Source organism: Paraburkholderia sp., assembly GCF_026225065.1.
Classification (GTDB): Bacteria; Pseudomonadota; Gammaproteobacteria; order Burkholderiales; family Burkholderiaceae; genus Paraburkholderia.
The window spans coordinates 1-2025 of record NZ_JAMFSB010000040.1; the positions used below are offsets into that span (position 1 = coordinate 1).

General features: G+C 63.4%; 3 protein-coding genes. All 3 read left to right on the plus strand.

What is annotated here, in order from left to right; translation table 11 throughout:
• Positions 1-57: 57 nt before the first annotated feature.
• Positions 58-1176, plus strand: a complete 1119-nt coding sequence (gene virB11, locus M0954_RS02780) for a P-type DNA transfer ATPase VirB11 (RefSeq protein ID WP_297351523.1) — start codon at positions 58-60, stop codon at positions 1174-1176.
• A 7-nt stretch (positions 1177-1183) separates the two neighbouring features.
• A complete protein-coding gene (locus M0954_RS02785; RefSeq protein WP_297351525.1) occupies positions 1184-1585 on the plus strand; it encodes a hypothetical protein in 402 nt (133 codons plus the stop codon).
• On the plus strand, positions 1582-2025 hold a 444-nt coding region (locus tag M0954_RS02790), incomplete at its 3' end, for a type IV secretory system conjugative DNA transfer family protein (protein WP_297351527.1). The genes M0954_RS02785 and M0954_RS02790, both read left to right, overlap by 4 nt.

Here is a 2025-nt window from a genome sequence, read left to right on the forward strand (position 1 = left end):
AGTGGCGCGGGATCTCGATTTCGGATCGGTCTATGCGCTGCGGCCGGAGGGTGCGCGATGATCACCCTCACTGACATGCAGGATCAGTCGAGAGACGCGGTGCTGGCTCGGCTTCCCGACGATGCATCCGTGCGGGAGCTGATGCGGCCGTTTGCGCGATTGCTGGACGACGCCGACGTTACCGAACTGGTCATCAACCGGCCACAGCGCGTGCTGACAGAATCGCATCGCGGCTGGCATGGCTACGACTACGTCGATCTCGATTACGAGCGCCTGATGTCGTTCGCGGTGGCCGTCGCGACGCTCACGAACCAGGAAGTCTCGGCACAGCATCCCGTCCTCTCCGCATTGCTGCCGGGTGATGCCCGTATTCAGATCGTGGTGCCGCCGGTCGTGCCGCCGGGCACAGTCTCGATCACTATCCGCCGGCCGTCCGCACGCGAGAAGACGCTCGACGCGTACCGGGACGAGGGGCTCTTCGACGATACGGTCTGGCATCGCCCGGATGGGCTCGACGCGGCATTGCCCATGCTGCGCCCTGCAGATCGCAAGCTGGTTCAGAGTCTGGAAGCGCGGGACTGGGGCGCGTTCTTCGAGTTGGCTGTTACCGGGCGGCTCAACATAGCGATCGTCGGCAACACGGGTTCCGGCAAGACCAGTTTCATGAAGACCCTGTGCCGGTCGATCCCGCCGACCGAGCGGATCGTGACGATCGAGGATGTACGCGAGCTTTTCATCCGACACATCGAGAACTGCGTCCATCTGCTGTACAGCAAGGGTGGCCACGGCCAGGCGCGCGTGACACCGGCCGACCTGATTGCGAGCACGATGCGTATGCGCCCCGACCGGGTGCTGCTTGCCGAACTGCGTGGGGCTGAAGCCTACGACTTCCTGAAACTCCTGACAACCGGACACTCGGGTTCGATCACGAGCTATCACGCATCGAGTGCCACGGTTGCGATCGAGCGCTTTGCGCTGATGGCGAAGGAACACCCCGAAGCCGCGGCATATGACGATGCCGCACTGAAGCGCCTACTGTTTCTGACCATCGATGTGGTGGCGCACATGGAAGCGCATGCCCTTTACAACGAAGCGGGTGAACAGACGGCCAAGCGCTGGAGCATGACGGAAGTCTGGTTCGATCCGGTGGGCAAGGCCCGCACGACATTCGCGTGAGGCTCGTATGGACACAAATCGTCTATCCCGGACTTATCCCGACGCTGCGAATGCCGCAGGCCATCACGCGCGAACGGCCGCAATCACAGTTGCTGCGCTGGCGCTTTTCGCCGGAGCCCTACTGGCGTCGCTGTGGCTCGCGTCCTTCTTCCTGTATGCCAGCCTACGGGTGAATCCACTTCACGCAGGATTGTGGGGCTGGCCCGATGCGCTGCTCACCTGGCACGACGGCCGGATGTTGAACGGTGGCCGGCGTCTGGCAGGTGCGGCGCTGTTGGGCGTACTCGTCGCGGTGGGTGGCCCTGCGATGGGGCTGTATTCGCTGGTGACGAGTACCGGGCGGCGGCGCCTCTACGGCAGTGCCCGGTTTGCCAGCGAAGCGGAAATCCGCGCGGCGGGGTTGCTATGAACGTGCAGATGAACGTAGACACCCCAGCCATCGTCGTAGGCGTGTGGCGAGGCCGTTATCTGCGCTTCTCCGGGCAGCAGTTCGTGCTGCTCGCCGCGCCCGCGCGCTCGGGTAAGGGCGTCGGTATCGTGATCCCGAACCTGTTGAGCTATCCCGATTCCGTCGTGGTACTCGACATCAAACGCGAAAACTATGCGCTGACCGCAGGATTCAGGCGCGCCCACGGGCAGGACGTGTACCTGTTCGATCCGTTCGCGGAGGACGGTCGCACGCATCGGTACAACCCGCTGTCGGCGATCTCGAATGGACTCTTCCGCGTGGGTGACATCCTCGCTATCGGCTATGCCCTGTATCCGCCGGGTGGCCATGACGACTTCTGGAAGTACCAGGCGCGCAACCTGTTTCTCGGCATCGTGCTGTTGCTGTGCGAGTGGCGAGAT